The organism is Streptomyces sp. NPDC018019, assembly GCF_044327805.1.
Lineage (GTDB): Bacteria > Actinomycetota > Actinomycetes > Streptomycetales > Streptomycetaceae > Streptomyces.
The window spans coordinates 83,538-104,818 of sequence record NZ_JBIRGD010000014.1; the positions used below are offsets into that span (position 1 = coordinate 83,538).

General features: G+C 72.8%; 17 protein-coding genes. 8 read left to right on the plus strand and 9 right to left on the minus strand.

What is annotated here, in order from left to right; all coding sequences use genetic code 11:
- Positions 1 to 77 precede the first annotated feature (77 nt).
- The 4 genes from ACH4FX_RS23125 (at position 78) to ACH4FX_RS23140 (ending at position 6,462) form a co-directional block, all read left to right on the plus strand.
- The gene (locus tag ACH4FX_RS23125; RefSeq protein ID WP_398481791.1) at positions 78 to 866 is read left to right on the plus strand and encodes an ATP-binding cassette domain-containing protein; all 789 of its coding nucleotides are present in this window, start codon (positions 78 to 80) and stop codon (positions 864 to 866) included.
- Positions 863 to 2,149 (plus strand): sugar ABC transporter permease, encoded by a 1,287-nt coding sequence (locus ACH4FX_RS23130; RefSeq protein WP_398481793.1) that lies wholly within the window; start codon positions 863 to 865, stop codon positions 2,147 to 2,149. Before ACH4FX_RS23125 ends, ACH4FX_RS23130 begins: the two co-directional genes overlap by 4 nt.
- Positions 2,150 to 2,501: 352 nt before the next feature.
- Complete coding sequence (gene dxs / locus ACH4FX_RS23135) at positions 2,502 to 4,472, plus strand: 1-deoxy-D-xylulose-5-phosphate synthase (protein ID WP_398481795.1); 1,971 nt, start codon at positions 2,502 to 2,504, stop codon at positions 4,470 to 4,472.
- A gap of 385 nt (positions 4,473 to 4,857) precedes the next feature.
- Positions 4,858 to 6,462, plus strand: a complete 1,605-nt coding sequence (locus ACH4FX_RS23140; protein WP_398481797.1) for an amino acid permease — start codon at positions 4,858 to 4,860, stop codon at positions 6,460 to 6,462.
- Positions 6,463 to 6,565: 103 nt separating this feature from the next.
- Here the strand turns inward: ACH4FX_RS23140 and ACH4FX_RS23145 are convergent, their stop codons facing one another.
- Positions 6,566 to 6,952: an NTP pyrophosphohydrolase gene (locus tag ACH4FX_RS23145; protein ID WP_398481799.1), complete on the minus strand. Its 387-nt coding sequence runs from the start codon at positions 6,950 to 6,952 to the stop codon at positions 6,566 to 6,568.
- A 65-nt stretch (positions 6,953 to 7,017) separates the two neighbouring features.
- On the opposite strand from ACH4FX_RS23145, the gene ACH4FX_RS23150 reads away from it, so the two are divergent.
- Entirely contained in the window at positions 7,018 to 7,518 is a 501-nt protein-coding gene (locus ACH4FX_RS23150; protein WP_398481801.1) for an NUDIX domain-containing protein, read from the plus strand.
- A 99-nt stretch (positions 7,519 to 7,617) separates the two neighbouring features.
- Here the strand turns inward: ACH4FX_RS23150 and ACH4FX_RS23155 are convergent, their stop codons facing one another.
- Complete coding sequence (locus tag ACH4FX_RS23155; protein WP_398481803.1) at positions 7,618 to 9,744, minus strand: 3-hydroxyacyl-CoA dehydrogenase NAD-binding domain-containing protein; 2,127 nt, start codon at positions 9,742 to 9,744, stop codon at positions 7,618 to 7,620.
- On the minus strand, positions 9,741 to 10,961 hold the full coding sequence (locus tag ACH4FX_RS23160; RefSeq protein ID WP_398481805.1) for a thiolase family protein: 1,221 nt from the start codon (positions 10,959 to 10,961) through the stop codon (positions 9,741 to 9,743). The genes ACH4FX_RS23155 and ACH4FX_RS23160 overlap by 4 nt, the downstream gene beginning before the upstream one ends.
- A 539-nt stretch (positions 10,962 to 11,500) precedes the next feature.
- Between ACH4FX_RS23160 and ACH4FX_RS23165 the strand changes: the two genes are divergently transcribed.
- On the plus strand, positions 11,501 to 11,989 hold the full coding sequence (locus ACH4FX_RS23165) for a PepSY domain-containing protein (protein WP_398481807.1): 489 nt from the start codon (positions 11,501 to 11,503) through the stop codon (positions 11,987 to 11,989).
- Between the two features lie 43 nt (positions 11,990 to 12,032).
- Here ACH4FX_RS23165 and ACH4FX_RS23170 read toward each other — a convergent pair whose 3' ends face one another.
- From ACH4FX_RS23170 to ACH4FX_RS23180, 3 genes are all read right to left on the minus strand, one after another.
- Entirely contained in the window at positions 12,033 to 13,307 is a 1,275-nt protein-coding gene (locus ACH4FX_RS23170) for an HRDC domain-containing protein (protein WP_398481809.1), read from the minus strand.
- Between the two features lie 86 nt (positions 13,308 to 13,393).
- Positions 13,394 to 14,056 carry a response regulator transcription factor gene (locus tag ACH4FX_RS23175; protein WP_003985651.1) on the minus strand — a complete coding sequence of 221 codons (663 nt, stop codon included), beginning with the start codon at positions 14,054 to 14,056 and terminating at the stop codon, positions 13,394 to 13,396.
- 407 nt (positions 14,057 to 14,463) lie between these two features.
- A complete protein-coding gene (locus tag ACH4FX_RS23180) occupies positions 14,464 to 15,120 on the minus strand; it encodes a DUF3000 domain-containing protein (RefSeq protein WP_398481811.1) in 657 nt (218 codons plus the stop codon).
- A 102-nt stretch (positions 15,121 to 15,222) separates the two neighbouring features.
- On the opposite strand from ACH4FX_RS23180, the gene hemE reads away from it, so the two are divergent.
- Positions 15,223 to 16,287, plus strand: coding sequence for a uroporphyrinogen decarboxylase (gene hemE / locus ACH4FX_RS23185; RefSeq protein WP_398481812.1), 1,065 nt, complete (start codon positions 15,223 to 15,225; stop codon positions 16,285 to 16,287).
- A 43-nt stretch (positions 16,288 to 16,330) separates the two neighbouring features.
- On the opposite strand, the gene ACH4FX_RS23190 is transcribed toward hemE, so the two are convergent.
- Together ACH4FX_RS23190 and ACH4FX_RS23195 are read right to left on the minus strand one after the other, a co-directional pair.
- Positions 16,331 to 17,713, minus strand: coding sequence for an FAD-dependent oxidoreductase (locus tag ACH4FX_RS23190; protein WP_398481814.1), 1,383 nt, complete (start codon positions 17,711 to 17,713; stop codon positions 16,331 to 16,333).
- 73 nt (positions 17,714 to 17,786) lie between these two features.
- Positions 17,787 to 19,217, minus strand: a complete 1,431-nt coding sequence (locus ACH4FX_RS23195; protein ID WP_398481816.1) for an aldehyde dehydrogenase family protein — start codon at positions 19,215 to 19,217, stop codon at positions 17,787 to 17,789.
- 253 nt (positions 19,218 to 19,470) lie between these two features.
- On the opposite strand from ACH4FX_RS23195, the gene ACH4FX_RS23200 reads away from it, so the two are divergent.
- Positions 19,471 to 19,965: a hypothetical protein gene (locus ACH4FX_RS23200; protein WP_398481818.1), complete on the plus strand. Its 495-nt coding sequence runs from the start codon at positions 19,471 to 19,473 to the stop codon at positions 19,963 to 19,965.
- 45 nt (positions 19,966 to 20,010) lie between these two features.
- Here ACH4FX_RS23200 and ACH4FX_RS23205 read toward each other — a convergent pair whose 3' ends face one another.
- A complete protein-coding gene (locus tag ACH4FX_RS23205; RefSeq protein WP_398481820.1) occupies positions 20,011 to 21,234 on the minus strand; it encodes a thiolase family protein in 1,224 nt (407 codons plus the stop codon).
- Positions 21,235 to 21,281: the final 47 nt, after the last annotated feature.

Here is a 21,281-nt window from a genome sequence, read left to right on the forward strand (position 1 = left end):
CCCGCCGTCCGCCCGGCCCCGCCGCCCGTCGGCCGGGGCCGGGACGGCGCATCCCCGCCGGTCAGGCGGCGAAGGAGATGATTCACGTGTCCGCTGCGCCCGTGCTGGCGTTGCGCGGGGTCTCCAAGCGGTTCGGTGCCGTACAGGCACTCACCGATGTCGAACTGGAGATCCACCCCGGCGAGGTCGTCGCCCTGGTCGGCGACAACGGCGCCGGCAAATCCACCCTCGTCAAGGCGATCGCCGGCGTGGGCCCCGCCGACGACGGCGTCATCGAGTGGGAGGGCCGGCCGGTCACCGTCGACCGGCCGCACACCGCCCAGGAACTGGGCATCGCGACCGTCTACCAGGACCTCGCGCTCTGCGACAACCTCGACGTCGTCGGCAACCTCTTCCTCGGCCGCGAGATCGTGCGGGCCGGAGTGCTGGACGAGGTCGAGATGGAACGCCGCTCCCGCGAGCTGCTCGCCACGCTCGCCATCCGCATCCCGAGCGTGCGCATCCCGATCGCCTCGCTCTCCGGCGGCCAGCGGCAGACCGTCGCCATCGCCCGCTCGCTGCTCGGCGAGCCCAAGGTGGTCATCCTGGACGAGCCCACCGCGGCACTCGGCGTCGAGCAGACCGCCCAGGTCCTCGACCTCGTGGAACGGCTGCGGGAGCGCGGCCTGGGCGTCATCCTCATCAGCCACAACATGGCCGACGTCAAGGCCGTCGCCGACCGGGTCGCGGTGCTGCGCCTGGGCCGCAACAACGGCACCTTCGAGGTCCGCAGCACCACCCAGGAAGAGATCATCTCCGCCATCACCGGCGCCACGGACAACGCCGTGACCCGCCGCAGGGCCCGCACCGCGGAGGCCAAGAAATGACCACCGACCTCTCCACGGCCGGCGACGAGCCGGTCGACGCCGCGCCCGCCGCCGAGGGCGCCGTGACCGCCGTGGACCCGCGGCTGCTCGTACGCCAGCAGGGCTTCAAGGGCTACCTCGACGAATTCCGCCGCAAGACGCGCAGCGGGGAACTGGGGTCCCTTCCGGTCATCGTCGGCCTCATCGTCATCGGCCTGGTCTTCCAGCTCCAGGACTCCGCGTTCCTCGGCGCCGAGAACCTCTCGAACCTGTTCGTGACGGCCGCCGGCACCGGGCTGATCGCCGTCGGCATCGTCTTCGTGCTGATCCTCGGCGAGATCGACCTGTCCGTCGGCTCGGTCAGCGGCCTGGCCGCCGCGGTCTTCGCCGTCCTCACCATCAACAACGGCGTGCCGGAGTGGCCGGCCCTGATCCTGGCCCTCCTGACGGGCACCGTGGCCGGCGCCCTGCACGGCTTCTTCTTCGCCCGCATCGGCGTGCCCGCCTTCGTCGTCACCCTCGCCGGGCTGCTCGGCTGGAACGGCCTGATGCTGCAGATCCTCGGGTCGAACGGCACCATCAACCTCGACGACAGCGGCCTGGTCGCCCACCTCACCAACTTCTACTTCAGCGACGTGGCCGCCGCGTACGGCCTGGCGACGGTCGCCGTCCTGGCCTACCTCGGCCTCTCCCTCCTCGACTCGCGCCGCCGCGAGGCCGCGGGCGTCCCGAGCAGGCCGCTGAGCGAGACGGTCCTGCGCACGGTGGTGCTCGCCGTCCCCGCGTACCTGGCCGCCTGGCTCCTGAACCAGTACAAGGGCCTGCCGCTCGCCGTGGTCATCTTCCTGGGCGTCGTCGTCGCCCTCGATTTCGTGCTGCGCCGCACTTCGTACGGGCGCAAGGTCTTCGCCCTCGGCGGCAGTGTCGAGGCGGCGCGGCGGGCGGGCATCAACGTCGCGTTCGTCCGTATCTCCGTCTTCTCCCTGGCCGGCACGATGGCCGCCGTCGGCGGCATGTTCCTGGCCTCCCAGATCAACGCCGCGAACCAGTCCTCCGGGGCCGGCAGCCTCCTGATGAACGCGATCGCCGCCGCGGTCATCGGCGGTACGAGCCTGTTCGGCGGCCGCGGCAAGACCTGGTCCGCCCTCCTGGGCGTCCTGGTCATCCAGTCCATCGCCTCCGGCATGGCCCTGCTGGGCATCGCCTCGGCCGTCCAGTACATGATCACCGGCGCCGTCCTCCTGGCGGCGGTCGTCATCGACTCGGTGTCGCGCAGGACGCAGAAGACGGCGGGGCGGGCGTAGGCGCGGCGCGCACGCGGTTCACCGTCGAAGCCCCGGGGGCCTGGTCCTGTCGGCCACGGCCCCCGGGGCTCGTGGGTGGCGCACCGCAGCGGCCCCGCGCCCTCCGCCGGACCGGCCGCCCGGGCCGCACACCCGTCACGTACGGCCGATTTCCGGCCGAAGAGCGCGCTCCCGAGCGACCGCAGAACCACAGAACCGCCATCCGCGTGACTTACATCGCACGGCCCGTTATCCGCCGCCGCAGGCGGAACATTAGACTCGGCAGATCGGCAAGCTCGACCAGCCAGAGCCAGCTACAACCAGGCGAATCTGTACGAATCGCTCGAACCAGCTCGACAGCAAGGAGGCACGGGTGGCGCTGCTGACCCGTATCAAGGGACCGCGCGATCTGGACCGGCTAGGGCCGGAGCAGCTGGAGCAGCTGGCGGGGGAGATCCGTACGTTCCTCGTCGACGCCGTCTCCAAGACCGGCGGGCACCTCGGCCCCAACCTCGGTGTGGTCGAGCTGACCATCGCCCTGCACCGGGTCTTCGACTCCCCGCGGGACAAGGTCCTCTTCGACACCGGCCACCAGTCCTACGTCCACAAGCTGCTCACCGGCCGCCAGGACTTCTCCCGGCTGCGGGCCAAGGGCGGCCTGTCCGGCTACCCGTCCCGTGCCGAGTCGCCGCACGACGTCATCGAGAACAGCCACGCCTCCACCGTCCTGGGCTGGGCCGACGGCCTCGCCAAGGCCAACCAGGTGCTGCGCAAAAACGATCATGTCGTGGCGGTCATCGGGGACGGCGCGCTGACCGGCGGCATGGCCTGGGAGGCGCTGAACAACATCGCCGACGCCCAGGACCGCCCGCTGGTGATCGTGGTCAACGACAACGAGCGGTCGTACGCGCCCACCATCGGCGGCCTGGCGAACCACCTGGCCACCCTGCGCACGACGGACGGCTACGAGCGCTTCCTGGCCCGTGGCAAGGACCTCCTGGAGCGCACCCCGGTCGTCGGCAAGCCGCTGTACGAGACGCTGCACGGCGCCAAGAAGGGCCTGAAGGACTTCATCGCGCCGCAGGGCATGTTCGAGGACCTGGGCCTGAAGTACGTCGGGCCGATCGACGGCCACGACATCGAGGCCCTGGAATCCGCCCTCCAGCGCGCCAAGCGCTTCGGCGGCCCGGTCATCGTGCACTGCCTGACCGAGAAGGGCCGCGGCTACAAGCCCGCCGAGCAGGACGAGGCCGACCGCTTCCACGGCATCGGCGTCATCCACCCGGACACCGGCCTGCCGGTGGCGTCCGGCGGCGCGAGCTGGACCTCCGTCTTCGGTGACGAGATGGTCGAGCTGGGCCGGGAGCGCGAGGACATCGTGGCGATCACGGCCGCGATGCTCCAGCCGGTGGGTTTGCAGAAGTTCGCGAAGGCCTTCCCGGACCGGGTCTACGACGTCGGCATCGCCGAGCAGCACGCGGCGGTCTCGGCGGCCGGTCTGGCCACCGGCGGCCTGCACCCGGTCTTCGCGGTGTACGCGACCTTCCTCAACCGCGCCTTCGACCAGGTCCTGATGGACGTCGCACTGCACAAGTGCGGTGTCACCTTCGTCCTGGACCGGGCCGGCGTCACCGGCGACGACGGCGCCTCGCACAACGGCATGTGGGACATGTCGCTGCTCCAGGTCGTGCCCGGCCTGCGCATCGCGGCGCCGCGCGACGCCGACCAGGTCCGCGCCCAGCTGCGCGAGGCCGTCGAGGTCGACGACGCGCCGACCGTGGTGCGCTACTCGAAGGGCAAGGTCGGCCCGGCGGTGGAGGCCGTGGGCCGGGTCGGCGGCATGGACGTGCTGCGCGAGCCCGCCGAGGGGACCGAGCGGCCCGACGTCCTGCTGGTCTCGGTGGGCGCGCTGGCGCCGATGTGCCTGGAGATCGCCGCCCTGCTCGACAAGCAGGGCATCTCGACGACGGTCGTGGACCCGCGCTGGGTCAAGCCGGTCGACGCGGCGCTGCCGGGGCTGGCCGACGCGCACCGCGTCGTGGTCACGGTCGAGGACAACAGCCGCTCGGGCGGTGTCGGCTCCGCCGTCGCGCAGGCGCTGCGCGACGCGGGCGTGGACGTACCGCTGCGCGACTTCGGCATCCCGGAGCGCTTCCTCGACCATGCCTCCCGCGCGGAGATCCTGGCCGAGATCGGGCTCACCGCGCCGGACATCGCCCGGCAGGTCACCGGCCTGGTCTCCAAGATCGACGGCCGGTACGAGGGCGCGGACCGGTCCGTGGACGCCGCGCGTTCCGTGGGCGCCGCGGACGACGCCGAGCGGGCCGAGGCCGCCCGCGACTGACGGGAGCGGCGGGAGGAGCCGACAGGAGGAACCGGTGCCGCCGGTTCCTCCTGCGGACGGTTCGCGAGCGGTCCGTGTCCGTACGCCGGGCGTATCAACACCGGCCGCTCAACAACTGCACCGCCGGCGCACCGAACGCGTCAGCGCCGCGCAAGCCCGCACAAACCCGACGCGTAACACTGCACAAACATCGCCGAACGGTCATACGATGGGCCGGTGGGCCACCCGAACGGGTGCTTTCACCGGCCCTTCGGCATATCCACCCGTCCGCACCATCGGGTGAATCCCCGCCGCGCGCAGGCCCGCCGCACCGTACTCGTCCCGATCATTGCGCAGACTCGGGCAGTTCACGAGTCGCGACGGTCGTCCAGGCGGAGGTTGGCCCATGAGCAGCACACAGCGGGGCACGGCACACGGACCGGAGCGCGGCGGCGCGGACCCCACCCGGGTGCGCCGCAGCGGCCTCTTCCGGACCAAGACGGTCGAGGAGTCGATCCGGGACACCGAAGAGCCGGAGCACGCGCTCAGGAAATCCCTCTCCGCCCTCGACCTGACCGTCTTCGGCGTCGGCGTCGTCATCGGCACCGGCATCTTCGTCCTCACCGGCAAGATCGCCAAGGAGACGGCGGGCCCGGCCGTCGCGCTCTCCTTCGTCGCCGCCGGCCTGGTCTGCGCGCTGGCCGCGCTCTGCTACGCGGAGTTCGCCTCGACCGTGCCGGTGGCCGGTTCGGCGTACACCTTCTCGTACGCCTCGCTGGGCGAGCTGCCCGCCTGGATCATCGGCTGGGACCTCGTGCTGGAGCTGGCGCTGGGCTGTGCGGTGGTGGCCGTCGGCTGGTCCGGCTACGTCCGCTCGCTGCTGGACACGGCCGGGGTCCACCTGCCGCAGGGGCTGTCCGGCACCCACGAGGGAACCTTCGGGTTCGACCTGCTCGCCTGCGTCCTGGTGCTGGTGCTGACGGCCGTCCTCGTCGCCGGCATGAAGCTGTCGTCCCGTGTGACCTCGGTGATCGTCGCCATCAAGGTCACCGTCGTGCTGCTCGTCATCATCGCGGGCGCGTTCTTCATCACCGGCGCCAACTACGAGCCGTTCATCCCGCCGAGCCGGGCCACCGAGGGCAGCGACGGCCTCGCGGCGCCGCTGTCCCAGCTGGCCTTCGGCTTCACCCCGGCCGACTTCGGCGTGATGGGCGTCTTCGCCGCCGCGGCGGTCGTCTTCTTCGCCTTCATCGGCTTCGACATCGTGGCCACCGCGGCCGAGGAGACCCGCCTGCCGCAGCGGGACGTGCCGCGCGGCATCCTGGGCTCGCTCGCCATCTGCACGGTGCTGTACGTCGCCGTGTCGGTCGTCGTCACCGGCATGCAGAAGTACAGCGAGCTGTCCACGGACGCCCCGCTCGCCGACGCCTTCAAGTCCGTCGGGCACCCGTTCTGGGCCGGACTGATCAGCTTCGGCGCGGCCGTCGGGCTGACCTCGGTCTGCATGATCCTGCTGCTCGGCCAGAGCCGGGTCTTCTTCGCGATGAGCCGCGACGGCCTGCTGCCGAGGGTCTTCTCGCAGGTCCACCCGCGCTTCGGCACCCCGTACCGGTCGACCGTCGCGCTCGGTGCGGTGGTCGCCGTCGTCGCCGGTTTCACCTCGATCGACGAACTCGCCGAACTGGTCAACATCGGCACCCTGTTCGCGTTCGTCGTGGTCGCGATCGGCGTGGTCATCCTGCGCCGCTCCCGCCCGGACCTGCCCCGTTCCTTCCGCACTCCGCTGGTCCCGCTCGTGCCCGCGCTGTCGGTGCTCGCCTCGCTGTGGCTGATGCTCAACCTGCCGGCGGAGACCTGGCTGCGGTTCGGCGTCTGGATGCTCGTCGGCTTCGTCATCTACTTCGCCTACGGGCGGTCGCGCAGCCGGATGAACACGCGGGGCACGGGGGAGGGTCCTGCCGCCGCCGGCGGTTCCGGGGACCCGGCCGAGGGGCGTGAGGCGGGCGCCTGAACTGGGCGCGGGAGACGGGCGCGCGAGCCGGGTGCGCGACGGAACGGAGGCGCCGGGCGGAGTGCCGGTCGTCCGCCGCGCCTGCGCCGGACCGGGGTGCCGGTCACCCGCCGCGCCCCCGCCACACCGACCGTGGCCCGGCCACCCGTGCCCCCAGCCGCGTCACACGCTCCCGTAGCCCGCGGTCGGCGGTGACGACCACGCAGTCCGGGCCCCGGTCCGCGTCCCGTACCAGCTCCACGATCCGGTCGTCGCCGCTGCCGTCCGCCGCGACGACCTCCACCCCGGGCACCGACGCCACACCGCGGGCCGCGCCCTCCACCACGAGTACCAGCCGGACGGGCGGCTCGGCGCAGCCGGGCAGCCCGTCCGGCGCGGGACCGGCCAGCGCGTCCCGCAGCCGTTCGGCCGCCGCGTGGCGGTCCCGCCACCAGCCGTCCGGCACCGAGCCGACCACATTGGCCGCGTCCACGACCACCAGAGTGCTCATGGCCCCAGCGTGGCACGCGGAAAACCCCGTCGCGCCGGCCCGGCCGCCGCCCGTAGGCTGCCCGGATGCCCTCGGATTCCGTACACCGTTCCGCCCGCGTCCTGCTGCTCGGCGAGGACGACGGCCTGCTGCTCTTCCGCGGTTACCTGGACCCCGCCCGCCCCGGGGCCGGGCACTGCTGGTTCACGCCCGGTGGCAGCGTCCACCCGGGGGAGTCGCTGCGCGCGGCGGCGGCGCGGGAGCTGGCGGAGGAGACCGGGCTGCGGGTGGCGCCCGAGGCGCTCGGGCCGCTGGTGGCCCGTACCTCCGGGTACGCCGAACTGCCCTGGTCGAGCGGCATGTTCGAGGACGTGTTCTTTCTGCACCGCGTCGTCCCGTACGAGGTCGGCACCGACGGCTTCCGGGAGCACGAGCGCGCCTCCATCACCGGGCACCGCTGGTGGCCGCTGGACGAGCTGGCGGCGACCGCGGAGACGGTCTTCCCGTACGGGCTGTCGCCGCTGCTCGCGGACGTACGGGCCGGCCGGACGCCGTCCGAACCCGTCCGACTGCCCTGGCACCACTGAGGCCGGCCCGGCTGCACCGGACACACACCGCTGCCCCGGACACCACTGGAAACAGCGGTGTCCGGGGCAGCCGGCGTGGTCTCAGGCGGGCGCGAAGCCTCAGGCAGGTACGCTCGCCACGCCCGGGGCCAGGAACTTCTTGCCGTTGACGCGCTCGGAGACGCCCTCGCGGTCCAGGTACGGCGTGATGCCGCCCAGGTGGAAGGGCCAGCCGGCGCCGGTGATCAGGCACAGGTCGATGTCCTGCGCCTCGGCGACCACGCCCTCGTCCAGCATCAGGCCGATCTCCTGCGCCACCGCGTCCAGGACCCGGTCGCGGACCTGCTCCTCGGTCAGGACCGTGTCGCCCTGCTTGAGGAGGGCGGCGACCTCCGGGTCCAGCTCCGGCTTGCCGGAGTCGTACACGTAGAAGCCGCGCTTGCCGGCCTTGACCACGGCGGCCAGGTTCGGCGAGACGGTGAAGCGGTCCGGGAAGGCGCCGTGCAGCGTCTCGGAGACGTGCAGACCGATCGCCGGGCCGACCAGCTCCAGCAGCACCAGCGGCGACATCGGCAGACCGAGCGGCTCGACGGCCTTCTCGGCGGTGGCCACCGGGGTGCCCTCGTCGATGACGTTCTGGATCTCGCCCATGAAGCGGGTCAGGATGCGGTTGACCACGAACGCCGGGGCGTCCTTGACCAGCACGGCCGTCTTCTTCAGCGACTTGGCGACGGAGAAGGCGGTGGCCAGCGACGCGTCGTCGGTCTTCTCGGCGCGCACGATCTCCAGCAGCGGCAGGATCGCGACCGGGTTGAAGAAGTGGAAGCCCACGACCCGCTCGGGGTGCTTGAGCCTGGACGCCATCTCGGTGACCGAGAGCGACGAGGTGTTCGTGGCGAGCACGGCGTGCTCCGGCACGACCGCCTCGACCTCCGCGAACACCTGCTGCTTGACGCCCATCTCCTCGAAGACGGCCTCGATGACGAAGTCCGCGTCGCCGAAGGCGGCGGCCTTGTCGAGGTGACCGCTGACCAGGCCCTTGAGGCGGTTGGCCTTGTCCTGGTTGACGCGGCCCTTCAGGAGCAGCTTGTCGATCTCGTCGTGGACGTACTTCACGCCCTTGTCGATGCGCTCCTGGTCGATGTCGGTGAGCACCACCGGCACCTCCAGGCGGCGCGCGAACAGCAGCGCCAGCTGCGAGGCCATCAGGCCCGCGCCGACCACGCCGACCTTGGTGACCGGGCGCGCGAGCGACTTGTCCGGCGCACCGGCCGGACGCTTGGCGCGCTTCTGCACCAGGTTGAAGGAGTAGATGCCGCTGCGCAGCTCGCCGCCCATGATCAGGTCCGCGAGGGCCTGGTCCTCGGCGTCGAAGCCCTGGCGCAGATCGCCGTTCTTGGCGGCGGCGATGATGTCCAGCGCGCGGTACGCGGCCGGGGCGGCGCCGTGCACCTTGCCGTCCGCGATGGACTTGCCGCGCTGCACGGCCTGGTCCCACGCCTCACCGCGGTCGACCTCGGTCCGTACGACCTCGGTGTCGCCCTTGAGGACCGAGGCGGTCCACAGCAGCGACTGCTCCAGGAAGTCCGCGCCCTCGAAGATCGCGTCGGCGATGCCGAGGTCGTAGACCTGCTGGCCCTTGAGCTGCTTGTTCTGGTTGAGCGAGTTCTCGATGATCACCGAGACCGCGCGGTCGGCGCCGATCAGGTTCGGCAGCAGGACGCAGCCGCCCCAGCCGGGCACCAGGCCGAGGAAGACCTCGGGCAGCGAGAAGGCGGGCAGCGCCTTGGAGACGGTGCGGTACGTGCAGTGCAGACCGACCTCGACGCCGCCGCCCATCGCGGCGCCGTTGTAGTACGCGAAGGTCGGCACGGCCAGGCCGGACAGCCGCTTGAAGACGTCGTGGCCGCCCTTGCCGATGGCCAGCGCGTCCTCGCGGCGCTTGAGCAGCTCGACGCCCTTGAGGTCGGCGCCGACGGCGAAGATGAACGGCTTGCCGGTGATGCCGACGCCGGTGATCTTGCCGTCCGCGGCCTCCGCCTCGACCTGGTCGATCGCGGCGTCCAGGTTCGCCAGCGACTGCGGGCCGAAGGTGGTCGGCTTGGTGTGGTCCAGGCCGTTGTCCAGCGTGATCAGCGCGAAGGTGCCGGCGCCCGGCAGCTCCAGGTGCCGTACGTGCGCCTGCGTGACGACCTCGTCCGGGAACAGCTCGGCCGCACCCTTCAGCAGTTCTGTCGTGGTGCTCACTTGCCTGCCCCCTCGAAGTGCGGGTTCTCCCAGATGACCGTGCCGCCCATGCCGAAGCCGACGCACATGGTGGTGATGCCGTAGCGGACGTGCGGCTGCTCCTCGAACTGCCGCGCGAGCTGCGTCATCAGACGCACGCCGGAGGAGGCGAGCGGGTGGCCGAAGGCGATGGCGCCGCCGTACTGGTTGACGCGCGGGTCGTCGTCCGCGATGCCGTAGTGGTCGAGCAGCGACAGCACCTGGACGGCGAACGCCTCGTTGATCTCGAACAGGCCGATGTCGTCGATCGTCAGACCGGCCTTGGCCAGGGCCTTCTCGGTCGCCGGGACCGGGCCGATGCCCATCACCTCGGGCTCCACGCCCGCGAAGGCGTAGTCCACCAGGCGCATCTTGACCGGCAGGCCCAGCTCGCGGGCCACGTCCTCGGCGGCGATCAGCGAGGCGGTGGCGCCGTCGTTCAGCCCCGCCGCGTTGCCCGCGGTGACGCGGCCGTGCGGGCGGAACGGGGTCTTGAGGTTCGCGAGGTTCTCCAGCGTGGTGCCCGGCCGCATCGGCTCGTCGGCGGTCGCCAGGCCCCAGCCGGTCTCACCGGCCTCCGCGTTGGTGCGGCGCACCGAGATCGGTACGAGGTCGGCCTGGATCTTGCCGTCGGCGTACGCCTTGGCGGCCTTCTCCTGGCTGCGTACCGCGTACTCGTCGGCGCGCCGCTTGGTGAGGTGGGGGAGGCGGTCGTGGAGGTTCTCCGCCGTCATGCCCATGAAGAGGGCGGACTGGTCGACCAGCTTCTCGCTGACGAACCGGGGGTTGGGGTCGACGCCCTCGCCCATGGGGTGGCGGCCCATGTGCTCGACGCCACCGGCCACGGCGATGTCGTACGCACCGAAGGAGACGCCGCCGGCGATGCTCGTCACGGCGGTCATCGCGCCGGCGCACATCCGGTCGATCGAGAAGCCGGGGACGGACTGGGGGAGGCCGGCGAGGATGCCGGCGGTACGGCCCAGGGTCAGGCCCTGGTCGCCGATCTGGGTCGTCGCGGCGAGGGCGACCTCGTCGATCCGGGCGGGGTCGAGGTCCGGGTTGCGGCGCAGCAGCTCCCGGATGCACTTGACGACCAGGTCGTCGGCGCGGGTCTCGTGGTAGATGCCCTTCGGGCCCGCCTTGCCGAACGGGGTGCGGACGCCGTCGACGAAGACGACGTCCCTAGCGGTACGAGGCACGTTGGCTCTCCTCCAGGTGCGGGATGGCACTGCTGCGGGCGCGCCCTCGGGCGCGTCACGGGTCTCATGCTACTTGCGGGTAACCAGGCTGCACAGCCCCTCCGGGGGAAGCGGTGAAGGTCACAAGGGGTGTGTCGCCGGCTATGCCGTCCGGTCGTCCTGCGGGCGGGCGCCGGAACGTCCCCGAGCCCGGCCGCCGGGCGGCTTTCCCTCCGTCGTGGCCGGGAATCCGCCCGCTGCGCGTGCAGGGGGCCGAGGCCGGGCACCCGGGGTGGTGATGTCGGCCGGATGCGCGGTGATGGGGGGTTTGTGGCGCATTGCGGTCTTATGGTGCAACTGTCGATACGGATAGGAGCGCAAGCATGACCAAGCGTGTTCGGGCTGTCGGTGCCGTGTGTGCCGCCGCCTTGGCCGGGGGGCTGTTGGCGGGGTGCGGGGACGATGACGGCGGAGGTGGGGGCGGGGCGTCGAAGTCGGCCTCGCCTTCGGCTTCGGCTGCTTCGCCGTCGGCCGGGGAGTCTTCCGCCACCCCGGGGCAGATGACCGAGGATCAGCGGTCGCGGAAGGCGCTGGTTCCGGAGGCGAAGACCTCGTACGACCAGGCGCTCAAGGCCGCCACGGGGGCCGTGGCGGACTCGAAGCCGGTGGCGGTGGAGCTGAAGCGGGGGGCCGGCGGGAAGCCCGAGTGGCACACGAAGGTGGCGACGTCGGACGGCACGGAAAGCACCGTGCGGGTCGACGCGGTGTCCGGGAAGGCGGACCAGCCGCGGACCAAGAAGGAGGACGGCGACGACAAGAAGGAGCTGGCCGACCGGCTCCAGCGGGCCACCGTCACACCGCAGCAGGCCGCGGCCACGGCGACCGGCCGGAAGAGCGGCACGGTCACCGCGGTGGAACTGGACACCAACGACCAGAAGAAGGAGATCTGGTCGGTGGACGTGGTGACCAGGAACGACTGGAACAAGACCACGTTCGACGTGGACGCGGCGAACCGGAAGATCCTGCGCGAGCACGTCGACCGGGACTGAGCCGGCGGGGGCGGGCCGGGGTCGCCGGGCCGCCCCCGGGGGATCAGGCGCCGGTCGAGGTCAGGGCCGCGGTGAGCAGGGGGGCCACCTGTTCGATCTGCCAGGGGCGGGCGCCGTGGCCGGCCAGGACGGCCGCGACCGCCTCCTCGGTCGGTTCGGCGGGCGGCTCCCAGCACAGGCGCCGTACGGTGTCGGGCGTGATCAGGTTCTCCTGCGGGAGGTTCAGTTCCTCGGCCAGGGCGGTCACCGCGCTACGGGCCGCGGCCAGCCGGGCTGCCGCCGCCGGGTCCTTGTCGGCCCACGAACGGGGCGGCGGCGGACCGTTCAGCGGCTGGCCGGGCTGCGGCAGCTCGTTGTCCGGCAGGGCGCGGGCGCGGTCCACGGCGGCCTGCCACTGTTCGAGCTGGCGGCGGCCCATGCGGTGCCCGAAGCCGCTGAGGGCGGCGAGCGCGTGGGTGTTGGGGGGCAGGTTCAGGGCCGCCTCGATGATGGCGGCGTCGCCCAGCACCTTGCCCGGGGAGATGTCGCGGCGCTGTGCGACCTGGTCGCGGGTGGTCCACAGCTCCCGTACGACGGCCATCTGCCGGCGGCGGCGGACCTTGTGCATGCCGGACGTGCGGCGCCAGGGGTCCTTGCGGGGCGGTGCCGGGGGAGCGGCGGCGATGGCCGCGAACTCCTGGCGGGCCCATTCGAGCTTGCCCTGCCGTTCCAGTTCTTCTTCCAGGGCGTCGCGCAGGTCCACCAGCAGCTCGACGTCGAGCGCGGCGTAGCGCAGCCAGGGCTCCGGCAGGGGGCGGGTGGACCAGTCCACCGCCGAGTGGCCCTTCTCCAGGGCGTAGCCGAGGACGTTCTCCACCATGGCGCCGAGGCCGACGCGGGCGAATCCGGCGAGGCGGCCGGCCAGCTCGGTGTCGAAGAGCCGGGACGGGATCATGCCTATGTCGCGCAGGCACGGCAGGTCCTGGGTGGCGGCGTGCAGCACCCACTCCGCGTCGGATACGGCCTCGCCCAGCGCCGAGAGGTCGGGACAGCCGACCGGGTCGATCAGTACGCTGCCGGCGCCTTCGCGACGCAGCTGCACCAGGTAGGCGCGCTGGCCGTAGCGGTAGCCGGAGGCCCGCTCGGCGTCCACCGCGACCGGGCCGGTACCGGCCGCGAAGGCCGCCACGACTTCGGCAAGTTCGGTGGCGGTCGCCGTCACGGCGGGGGTGCCCTCGCGCGGTTCCAGCAGGGGGACCGGCGCCGGGCGGGTGTCCGGAGGGGAGTCTCCGGAGGTTCGCAGTGTCGAGTCTTCTGCGGTCTTTTGGGCGTCGGTCACCAGTCAAGGGTATCTGTGTATGCACTGCGCCCGCCGAGGGAACGTTCCCTCGGCGGGCGGGACGGCGGTGTTCGGGGGGACGGGGGTCAGTGGATGATGCCGGTGCGCAGGGCGACGGCGACCATGCCGGCCCGGTCGCCGGTGCCCAGCTTGCGGGCGATGCGGGCCAGGTGGCTCTTGACGGTGAGCGCCGACAGGCCCATCGAGACGCCGATGGCCTTGTTGGACTGGCCCTCCGCAACCAGCCGCAGTACCTCGACCTCGCGTCCGGACAGTTCGCGGTAGCCGCCCGGATGGCCGGGGGCGCCCGGGGGGCGGCGGTGCATGCGGGCCGCGTTGGCGCCGATGGGCGCGGCGCCGGGGCGGCCCGGCAGGCCGAGGTTGGTGCGGGTGCCGGTGACGACGTAGCCCTTGACGCCGCCGGCCAGGGCGTTGCGTACGGCGCCGATGTCGTCGGCCGCGGACAGGGCGAGGCCGTTGGGCCACCCCGCCGCCCGGGTCTCGGACAGCAGGGTCAGGCCGGAGCCGTCGGGCAGGTGGACGTCGGCAACGCAGATGTCGCGCGGGCTGCCGACGCGGGGACGGGCCTCCGCGATGGACGACGCCTCGATCACGTCCCGCACCCCGAGCGCCCACAGGTGGCGGGTGACGGTGGAGCGGACGCGAGGGTCGGCCACGACGACCATGGCCGTCGGCTTGTTCGGGCGGTAGGCGACCAGGCTCGAAGGTTGTTCGAGGAGAACTGACACCGGGCCTCCTGGGGGAGTGGCGGGACGGGAGCCGACATTTGGGGCGAGTCGGATTGCTCCGTCTTTGAAGGGTCACTGACCTCTTCGGCATCAAACCGGCCCGACTTTAGAGTTTGCTCCCAACTTAGTTAGGTTCATTTCGGGCAAATCGGCCGCTTGATCGACTTTGGGGTGATCCGGCGGCGGGCGGTTGCCGGGAGAGCGTTCGAGCGTCGCGGAGCGGGCCGGTGCCCGGCGTCCCGTCGGACGGCGCGACGGGTGGCGCGGTCCCGCGCCGGTGGGTGCGTGATCACGCCGGGCGGTGCACCCGCGCGTCGTCCGGCGCCGCCGTACGCCGGCGGGCGCGTCGGCACGCCGGAGGGCATACGGGGCCGCGCGCTCCCCGGCGCACCCGTGCGCGGGGCGCGTCAGCGCGCCTGGGGTCCCCGGCGCTGCGGGAGGGGCACCACCCCGCCGCGCGGCGACGGCTCGGGCGCGGCCGGCGGCAGCCCCGCCACCTGGCACAGCAGGTCGCACCACGCCGACAGGTGGGCCGCGACGTCCGGCACCCCGCCCTGCCCCTCCTCCGGGGTCCACGAGGCGCGCATCTCGATCTGGGTCGCCGGCGCCCGCTCCGCCAGGCTGCCGAAGGAGTGCGAGCTGGCCCGTGTCACCGTGCCGCCGATCTCCCCGTACCGCACGCCGCGGGCGTCCAGCGCCCCCGTCAGCCAGGACCAGGAGACCTCGGGGAGGAGGGGGTCGGCCCCCATCTCCGGCTCCAGCTCGGCGCGGGCCAGCGTCACCACCCGGAAGGTGCCCTGCCACGCCTCGTGCCCGGCGGGGTCGTGCAGCAGCACCAGTCTCCCGTCGGCCAGGTCCGCGTCCTCCCCCTCCGGCCCGGCGCCCGGTTCGACGACCGTCGCCTCCAGCGCGTACGCGTGCGGCGCGAGGCGTTTGGGCGCGGGTGTCGGCTCGATCTCGATCTCGGGGCGCAGCCGTGCCGTGCGGAGCGCCTCGATCGCCTGACGGAAGGGGATCGGGACGTTGTCCGCGCTGTCCGCGAGGTGTTCGTGAGCCGCAGCCATGCCCGGAAGATTAGGCGGAAGGAGCCGCTCATTGAGGGAGGACACCCGGTGCGCGCGTCGCCCATTCGGAGGCGCCTGCGCGCGCGTGCGAAGATTCGGTGTGTGAGTGCCAATCGCCCGACGGGCCAGCAGCAGACCGGTACGTACGACTCGGCCTTCCTCAAGGCCTGCCGCCGGGAGCCGGTGCCGCACACGCCCGTGTGGTTCATGCGCCAGGCCGGGCGCTCGCTGCCCGAGTACCGCAAGGTCCGCGAGGGCACCGCGATGCTGGAATCCTGCATGATGCCGGAGCTGGTCACCGAGATCACCCTCCAGCCGGTGCGTCGGCACGGCGTGGACGCGGCGATCTACTTCAGCGACATCGTCGTCCCGCTGAAGGCCATCGGCATCGACCTGGACATCAAGCCGGGTGTCGGCCCGGTCGTCGAGCAGCCGGTCCGGACCCGCGCGGACCTGGAGCGGCTGCGCCCGCTGACGCCCGACGACGTCCCGTACGTGACCGAGGCCGTGCGGATGCTCGTCGGCGAGCTGGGCACCACCCCCCTCATCGGCTTCGCCGGCGCGCCCTTCACCCTCGCCAGCTACCTCGTCGAGGGCGGCCCGTCCCGCAACCACGAGCACACCAAGGCGATGATGTACGGCGACCCGCAGCTGTGGGCCGACCTGCTGGACCGCCTGGCCGTGATCACCTCGGCGTTCCTGAAGGTGCAGATCGACGCGGGCGCGAGCGCCGTGCAGCTCTTCGACTCCTGGGTCGGCGCGCTGGCCCCCGCCGACTACCGCCGCTCCGTGCTGCCCGCCTCCGCCAAGGTCTTCGAGGCGGTGTCCGGGTACGGCGTGCCGCGTATCCACTTCGGCGTCGGCACCGGTGAGCTGCTGGGCCTGATGGGCGAGGCGGGCGCGGACGTCGTCGGCGTGGACTGGCGCGTCCCGCTGGACGAGGCGGCCGGCCGCGTCGGCGCCGGCAAGGCGCTCCAGGGCAACATCGACCCGGCGGTGCTGTTCGCGCCGCGCGAGGCGGTCGAGGCCAAGGCCCGCGAGGTGCTGGACGCCGCCGCCGGCCTGGAGGGCCACGTCTTCAACCTGGGCCACGGCGTCCTGCCGAACACCGACCCGGCCGCGCTGACCCGCCTCGTCGAGTACGTCCACGAGCAGACGGCACGCTGAGCGCGCGGGCGGGCCGCCGGACGGCCGGCGGCCCGCCGGTCGCTCAGTCGCCCGCCTCCCGCACCGCGGCCGCCGCCTTGCGCGCCGCGACCAGGACCGGGTCCCACACGGGGGAGAACGGCGGCGCGTAACCGAGGTCGAGGGCCGTCATCTCCTCGACCGTCAGCCGCGCGGTGAGCGCCACCGCCGCCACGTCCACCCGCTTGCCGGCGCCTTCCCGGCCGACGATCTGGACACCGAGGAGGCGGCCGGTGCGCCGCTCGGCCATCATCTTCACGCGCATCGGGCGGGCGCCCGGGTAGTAGCCGGCGCGGCTGGTCGATTCGATCGTCACGGTCACGTACTTCAGGCCGACCGACTTCGCCTGTTCCTCCAGGAGGCCGGTCCGGGCGATCTCCAGGTCGCAGACCTTGGAGACGGCGGTGCCGACGACGCCGGGGAAGGTCGCGTAGTCGCCGGCCACGTTCGAGCCGATGATCTGGCCGTGCTTGTTGGCGTGGGTGCCCAGCGCGATGTGCCGGGTCCGGCCCAGGACCAGGTCCAGCACCTCCACGCAGTCCCCGCCGGCCCACACGGTGTCGTGCCCGCGCACCCGCATCGACAGGTCGGTGAGCAGCCCGCCGGTGTCGCCGAGCGGCAGGCCGGCCTGTTCGGCGAGGGTGGTCTCCGGCCGTACGCCCAGGCCCAGCACGACCACGTCGGCCGGGTACACGCCGTCGCCCTCGGTGGTCACCGCGCAGGCCCGCCCGGAGGCGTCGGTGCGGATGCCGGTGACGACCGCGCCGCGCACCGTCTCGATGCCCATGCCGCACATCGCCTCGTGGACCAGCGCGCCCATGTCGGGGTCGAGGGTGGACATCGGCTGTTCGCCGCGGTCCAGGACCGTGACCTCGTAGCCGCGGGTGACCAGTGCCTCGGCCATCTCGACGCCGATGTAGCCGGCGCCCACGACGACCGCCCTGGTGCCCTCGGTGGCCTGGAGGGTGTCCAGCAGCGCCTGCCCGTCGTCCAGGGTCTGCACACCGTGCACGCCGGGCGCGTCGATGCCCGGCAGCGGCGGGCGCAGCGGGCGCGCGCCGGTGGCGATCACCAGTTTGTCGTAGCCGGTCCAGGACTCGGTGCCGCCGCCGTCCAGGTCGCGGGTGCGCACCCGGCCGCGGTCCAGGTCCAGTTCGACGGCCTCGGTGCGCAGCCGTACGTCGATGTCGCGCTCACGGTGCCGCTCGGGCGAGCGGGCGATCAGATCGTCCGGGCCGTCCACCGACCCGCCGACCCAGTAAGGGATGCCGCAGGCGGAGTAGGAGGTGAAGTGGCCGCGTTCGAACGCGATGATCTCCAGGTCCCCGGGTTTCCTCAGCCGCCGGGCCTGGGACGCGGCGGACATGCCCGTCGCATCGCCGCCGATGATCACCAGTCGCTCCGCCATCGCGGGGTGCCCCTTCCGTCGTGTGCCGATACCTGTCCGGACGTACGGTTGCCGCTATGGCGCAGGTTACGGGTCAGATCGGGTAGCCGGCCGGGGTGGCGCGGACCGTGGTCCAGCGGGTCTCGGTGAACGCGTCGAGGTTGGCCGTGCCGCCGAAGTGCGCGCCGGTACCGGAGGCGGCGAGGCCGCCCATCGGCGCGACCGGCTCGTCGTTGACGGTCTGGTCGTTGATGTGCAGCAGCCCGGTCGGTATGCGTTCGGCCAGTTCCAGCGCGCGGGCGGTGTCGCGGGTGACGATGCCGAGCGCCAGCCCGTACTCCGTGCCGTTCGCCAGCGCCACGGCCTCGTCGGTGGTGTGGAACTTGCGTACGGGAGCGACCGGGCCGAAGACCTCCTCGGCGTAGGCGGGGGAGCGGTCGTCCACGTCGGCCAGGACGGTGGGCCGGTAGAACAGCTCGCGGTGGCTGCCGCCGGCCGCGAGCCGGGCGCCCGCCGCGGTGCTCGCCTGCACCAGGCCGTGGATCCGGTCCCGCTGCCCGCGGTCGATGACCGGCCCGAGCTGTACGTCCTCGCGGTACGGATCACCGACGGCGAGCGCGTCCGCCGTGGCCGCCAGCCGCTCGATGTACTCCTCGTACAGGGAGGCGTGTACGAGGTGGCGGCCCGAAGACATGCAGATCTGGCCCTGGTGGAAGAAGGAGGCCCAGGCCGCGGCGGACATGGCGGCGTCCAGGTCCGCGTCCTCCAGGACGAGGAAGGCGCTGTTGCCGCCCAGCTCCAGATGGGCTCGCTTCAGGTGGCGGGCGGCGAGTGCGCCGACGCTGCGGCCCGCTTCGGTGGAGCCGGTGAAGGAGATCACCCGGACGTGCCGGTCGCCGGCCAGTGCCTGTCCGGCCGCCGCGCCGCCCGGCAGCACGTGCAACAGCCCCTCGGGCAGCCCGGCCGCCGCGAAGACCGCCGCCACGGCGTGCCCGCCGCACACCGCGGTGCGCGGGTCGGGCTTGAGGACGACCGCGTTGCCGAGCGCCAGGGCCGGGGCGACGGAGCGCAGGGCGAGCACGAGCGGGACGTTGAACGGCGCGATGACGCCGACCACGCCGGCCGGTACCCGGGTCGCGTACGAGAGGCGGGGCGCGGCGGAGGGCAGCACCTGGCCCAGCGGGTGGTGGGCGAGCGCGGCGGCCTCGTAGCACTCCTCGGCGGCGGTCCGGATCTCGAACCCGGCCTTGCCGGGCACGCTGCCGGCCTCCCGGACGATCCATTCGGACAGTTCGGCGGCGTGCTCGGTGATCAGGTCCCCGGCCCGGCGCAGCACCGCGGCGCGTTCCGTGTACGGGGTGCGGGCCCAGGCGCGCTGGGCGGCCGCGGCCTCGGCGGCGGCGCTCGCCACGTCGGCGGGGGCGGCCAGGGTGAACGTGGCCAGCGGGTCGCCGGTCGCCGGTTCGACCGCCGTGGTCTCGCCGCCGTGCAGCCGGGGCCGGTGGGCCGGGTCGAGCAGGGGCATCGCGCAACCTCCGGTCGATGATGAACGGTTGAGGAATGAACCAGTTCGGTTCATCCTCCCGTATCTCCGAGGAGCGCGGACGGCGGGGTTCGACCTTGCGGACACCGCCGTGCCGGAGCACCGTCACTGAGGACGGCGGGCGGCCGGGAGGGGGCGGACGGTGGCCAGGAGAAGAGCACAAGGAGGGCCCGGGGAGGCGCCCGGAGAAGCATCCGGAGCAGCGCCCGGGGAGGAGCTGTGGACGCGTGCGGCCGTGACCGTCGCGGCCCTCATCGGCCTCGCCCTGAAGCTGCTCCTGCCGGAGCGGGTGGACGCCACCGCCGTGGCGCTGCTCGTCCTCGCCCTCATCCCCTGGATGTCGTCCATCCTCCAGCGGATCGACACGGCCGCCGGCGGCGTCGTGCTGCGGGAGATCAAGAAGACCCAGAAGGGGCAGCAGCAGGAGATGGACCGGATGAAGTTCCTCTTCGAGCACCTGGTGCCGCGGGAGGAACTGCGGCACTTGCAGAGCCTCGCCGACGGCTCCCCGCTGCCCTACGACAGCGGCTACACCCGCCCGCTCCTCGACGCCGAACTGCGCCGCCTCACCGGTGTGGGGCTGATCGCCCGCAAACCGGGGCGCACGTTCGCGCAGATGGGCGAGGCCGGGGACGTCCGGGAGCACTTCGCCCTCACCGAAGCGGGCCGGGCGTACCTGGAGATCCTGAACGGCTACCGGGCCGAAGGCGGTCCGAAAGGCCCGCCCTGACCCCCGTCTCCTTGCCGGCGGGCCGGGCCGTACCGGACGACCTGGTCAGCGTTCCAGTACGAGTGCCAGCCCCTGCCCCACGCCGATGCACAGGGCCGCCAGGCCCGTGCCGGAGCCGCGGGCGGCGAGCTGGTGGGCCACCGCGCCGGCCAGCCGGGCGCCGGACGCGCCCAGCGGGTGTCCGATGGCGATGGCGCCGCCGCGCGGGTTCACCACGTCCGGGTCCAGGTCGGGCCACTGGGCCAGGCACCCCAGCGCCTGCGCGGCGAACGCCTCGTTGAGCTCGAAGGCGGCCAGACCGGCGAAGCCGCGCCCGGCCCTGTCCAGGGCGCGCCGGACGGCCTCCACCGGGCCCAGCCCGAACAGCTGCGGCTCGATGCCGGTCACCGCGCTCGCGCCGATCCGGGCCAGCGGCTCCCGGCCGGTGGCCCGCAGGCCCTCCTCGTCGGCCAGGAGGAGCGCCGCCGCGCCGTCGTTGAGCGGGGAGGAGTTGCCGGCCGTAACCGTGCCGTTCTCCTTGCGGAAGGCCGGCCGGAGCTTGGCCAGCGCTTCCGCGGAGGTCGAGGCACGGATCGACTCGTCCTGCGTCAGGTCCACATCCGGCAGCGGTACGACTTCGGCGTCGAAAGCGCCCTCCTCCCAGGCGCGCGCCGCCTTGCGATGACTGGCCAGCGCGAAGGCGTCCTGCTGCTCGCGCCCGATGCCGTACTTGTCGGCGATCAGCTCGGCGCCCTCGCCCAGTGCGACCGTCCACTCGGGCGCCATCCGCGGATTGACCATCCGCCAGCCCAGCGTCGAGGAGAACATCTCCTGGTGCCCGGCGGGGAAGGCCCGCTCCGGCTTCTGGAAGACGTACGGCGCGCGGCTCATCGACTCCACGCCGCCCGCGAGCACGACGTGCGCGTCCCCGAGGGCGATGGAACGGGCGGCCTGGATGACGGCCTCCAGACCGGAGCCGCACAGGCGGTTGACCGTCACACCCGGTACGGAGACGGGCAGCCCGGCCAGGAGTACGGCCATCCGCGCCACGTTGCGGTTGTCCTCGCCCGCGCCGTTGGCGTCACCGAGGACCACGTCGTCGATGCGGGCCGGGTCCAGCTCCGGGGTGCGCTCCACCAGGGCCCTGACGACGTGCGCGGCGAGGTCGTCGGGGCGGGTGCCCGCGAGGGCGCCGCCGTACCTGCCGACGGGGGTCCGTACGGCATCGACGATGTAGACGTCCCGGGCGCCCCACGCGCCTCGTGCGTCCCGTGCACCCTGGTCGCTCATCAGGCCCTGTCCTCGCTGCTCGTCCGAAGATCGCGCTACCGCTCCAG

Coding starts and splice junctions, on each gene's coding strand:
- ACH4FX_RS23165 (WP_398481807.1), top strand. CDS start 11,501: ATGACCGAGGATCAGCGGTCGCGGAAGGCGCTGGTTCCGGAGGCGAAG.
- ACH4FX_RS23150 (WP_398481801.1), top strand. CDS start 7,018: ATGCCCTCGGATTCCGTACACCGTTCCGCCCGCGTCCTGCTGCTCGGC.
- ACH4FX_RS23190 (WP_398481814.1), bottom strand. CDS start 17,713: ATGGCGGAGCGACTGGTGATCATCGGCGGCGATGCGACGGGCATGTCC.
- ACH4FX_RS23125 (WP_398481791.1), top strand. CDS start 78: ATGATTCACGTGTCCGCTGCGCCCGTGCTGGCGTTGCGCGGGGTCTCC.
- ACH4FX_RS23140 (WP_398481797.1), top strand. CDS start 4,858: ATGAGCAGCACACAGCGGGGCACGGCACACGGACCGGAGCGCGGCGGC.
- ACH4FX_RS23205 (WP_398481820.1), bottom strand. CDS start 21,234: ATGAGCGACCAGGGTGCACGGGACGCACGAGGCGCGTGGGGCGCCCGG.
- ACH4FX_RS23195 (WP_398481816.1), bottom strand. CDS start 19,217: ATGCCCCTGCTCGACCCGGCCCACCGGCCCCGGCTGCACGGCGGCGAG.
- ACH4FX_RS23130 (WP_398481793.1), top strand. CDS start 863: ATGACCACCGACCTCTCCACGGCCGGCGACGAGCCGGTCGACGCCGCG.
- ACH4FX_RS23145 (WP_398481799.1), bottom strand. CDS start 6,952: ATGAGCACTCTGGTGGTCGTGGACGCGGCCAATGTGGTCGGCTCGGTG.
- ACH4FX_RS23180 (WP_398481811.1), bottom strand. CDS start 15,120: ATGGCTGCGGCTCACGAACACCTCGCGGACAGCGCGGACAACGTCCCG.